Annotated in this window: 2 protein-coding genes; one reads left to right on the forward strand and one right to left on the reverse strand. The window is 77.8% G+C overall.

The window, feature by feature from the left end; all coding sequences use genetic code 11:
* On the reverse strand, nucleotides 1–706 hold a 706-nt coding region (gene yczE / locus ACFWH7_RS21020), incomplete at its 3' end, for a membrane protein YczE (RefSeq protein ID WP_378219632.1).
* A 62-nt stretch (nucleotides 707–768) separates the two neighbouring features.
* Between yczE and ACFWH7_RS21025 the strand changes: the two genes are divergently transcribed.
* The coding region (locus tag ACFWH7_RS21025) for an aminotransferase-like domain-containing protein (RefSeq protein ID WP_378219634.1) at nucleotides 769–2,042 on the forward strand (1,274 nt) is incomplete at its 3' end.

The raw sequence follows: 2,042 nt of genomic DNA on the forward strand, positions 1-2,042 counted from the left end.
GGGCCCCGGGCAGGGCGCCCCCCCCCGCCCGGGGGCCTGTGGTCGCGGCGACCGGCTCCCGCGGCTCCGTCCTGGCGTGCGCCCGACGGCGCACCCGGGCGCGGCGCGGGTCCGCGAGCCCTCGCGGGGCGAACCAGCGCGCGGTGAGCTGGACGATCGGCCCGACGCCGAGCGCGTAGGCGATCGTCGCCCAGCCCAGCGTGCCGCCGAGCGCCCAGCCCACCGACACGACGACGACCTCGATGAGCGTGCGCACGAGGCGCACCGACCACCCGGTGCGCGCGACCAGGCCGGTCATGAGCCCGTCGCGCGGGCCGGGCCCGAGGCGCACCCCGAGGTACGCCGAGGTCGCGAGCCCGTTGAGCACGATCCCGCCGACGGCGAGCGCGACGCTCGCGGCGACGCCGGGGTCGGGCACGAGTCGCGACACGAGCGCGATCGCCGGGTCGATGGTCAGGGTGATGACGACGACGTTCGCGATCGTCCCGATCCCGGGGCGCTGCCGCAACGGGATCCACGCGAGCAGCGCGAGCACGCTGAGCGACCCGACGACGACGCCGAAGGGCAGCCCCGTGCGGAGGACGACGCCCTGGTGCAGGACGTCCCACGGCATCCCGCCCTGGCCCGCGTGGAGCAGCATCGCCATGGAGAGCGCGTAGGCGAGGAGGCCGAGGAGGAGCTGGACGGCACGACGGGTGGGGCTCATGCGAGCCATCCTGACGAGCAAGTGGCATCGACATCCATAGCCAATCGCGAGAGAGTGGCCCCATGAGCCTCGCCCCGCTCGGGTCCGTCGACGTCCACCGCCACCTCTCCCCCGCTGCCGCGTCGCGGTTGCTGGGTCGCTGGCACGCGGGCGGCCCCGCGTACACCGCGCTGGCCGACGCGCTGCGCGCCGCCGTCCTCGCCGGCACGCTCGCCCCGCACACGCGGCTCCCCTCCGAGCGCGACCTCGCCGTCGCGCTCGGCGTCTCGCGCACCACCACGGCGGCCGCGTACGGGCGGCTGCGCGAGCTGGGCTTCGCACGCTCGCGCACGGGCTCGGGGACCGTCGTCGTGCTCCCCCGCGCGACGCGGCCCCGGACCGCACCTCGCGCCCGCGGGGGCGACGCGCCGCCCGCACCGGCTCCGCACGTCGCACCGATCGACCTCGCCGACCTCTCCCAGGCGACCTCCGCCGCCCCGAGCGGGCTGCACGGCGCGTACTCGCGCGCGCTCGAACGCCTCCCCGAGTACCTGTCCGGGGGCGGGTACGAGCCGTACGGCGTCGGCGTCCTGCGCGAGGCGATCGCCGACCACCACACCCGGCGCGGCACGCCGACGACGCCCGACGAGGTCCTCGTCACGACCGGTGCCCAGCACGCGATCACCACGCTCGCGAGCACGCTCCTCGGCGGCGGCGACCGCGCCGTGGTGCAGTCGCCGACGTACTACCACGCGATGGAGGCGCTCCGGCGCGCCGGGGCGCGGCTCGTGCCCGTCCCCGTGGGGCGCGGCGACCGGGAGACGCACCCCGGCCGCGACCGGGACGCGCCCGGGTTCGACGTCGACCTCTTCGGATCGACGCTGCGCCAGGTCTCGCCGCGCCTGGTGTACCTCGTGCCGGACTTCCACAACCCGACCGCCTACACGCTCACCGCCGAGGAGCGAGCCGGGGTGCGCGACGCCGCGGCGCGGCACCGCGTGACCGTCGTCGGGGACGAGACCCTCACCGACCTCGACCTCGACGGCGACCCCGACGCCGTCGGCCCCGTCACCGAGCCGCTCGCCGGCGACGGGACGTCGCCGTACGTCGTCACCGTGGGGTCGGCGTCCAAGTCGTTCTGGGGCGGGCTGCGCGTCGGGTGGGTCCGCGCGCACCCCGACCTCGTCGCGCGGCTCGCGCGCACGCGGCAGTCCGCCGACATCGCGACCGCGGTGCGGGCGCAGCCCGCCCCCGCGGCGGCGCGGGCGCCCCCCGCCGCGCCCTCGGCCGCGCCCCCCCACCCGGCGGGCGCGCTCAACACCCACACCGCCCCCACCACCACAGCGAGCCCCGGCTG

Source organism: Cellulosimicrobium cellulans (assembly GCF_042723955.1).
GTDB classification, from domain to species: Bacteria; Actinomycetota; Actinomycetes; order Actinomycetales; family Cellulomonadaceae; genus Cellulosimicrobium; species Cellulosimicrobium cellulans_H.